This is a genomic window from Rothia sp. HMSC071F11, from assembly GCF_001809115.1.
GTDB classification, from domain to species: Bacteria; Actinomycetota; Actinomycetes; order Actinomycetales; family Micrococcaceae; genus Rothia; species Rothia dentocariosa.
In genome coordinates, this window is record NZ_KV795754.1 from 80081 (window position 1) to 80710 (window position 630).

Annotated in this window: 1 pseudogene; it reads left to right on the forward strand. The window is 62.4% G+C overall.

The annotated features are described in order from the left end of the window. Positions 1-630 (forward strand): annotated as a pseudogene (locus tag HMPREF2554_RS04525) (methyltransferase domain-containing protein); the annotation flags it as partial.

Sequence of the window (630 nt, forward strand, 5' to 3'; positions counted from 1 at the left end):
CAAAACAGGCCGATGCGCGCAGGCTTCTTGCGGCGTACCCTCACCTGACCTGGCTGGAACCTGTCGCCAGCGACGAGGCGCATTTTCGGAATAAGGCGAAGCTGGTGGTGGGCGGTTCGGCGCAGAACCCGTCCCTGGGTATCGTGGACTATCGTTCGGGGCGCGCCACCGATTTAAGCGAATGCCCGCTCTATATTGAGCCGATTGAGCGCGCCATTCCGGTGCTGCACGAGCTCATTCAGCGTGCCAATTTGACCCCGTATGACATTCCGGCCCGGCGCGGTGAGCTCAAGAATATTCTGGTGACCGCATCCGAGACGGGCGAGCTGATGGTGCGGTTCGTGCTCCGCTCGAAGAAGCTGCTGGTGCCTATTCGCCGCCAGCTGGGGTGGCTGCAGGAGCGTCTGCCGAAGTTGGCGGTGCTGTCGGTGAACCTGCTGCGCGAGCATGTGGCGCTGATTGAAGGCGATGAAGAGATTATTCTGACCGAGCGGCAAACCCTGCCGATGCGCGTGAACGGCATGAGCCTGCACCTGCGACCGCAGAGTTTCTTTCAGACGAACACGCGGATTGCGCAGGCGATGTACGCGCAGGGTCGCGAGTGGGTGGCGCAGGTTCAGCCGCGCACGC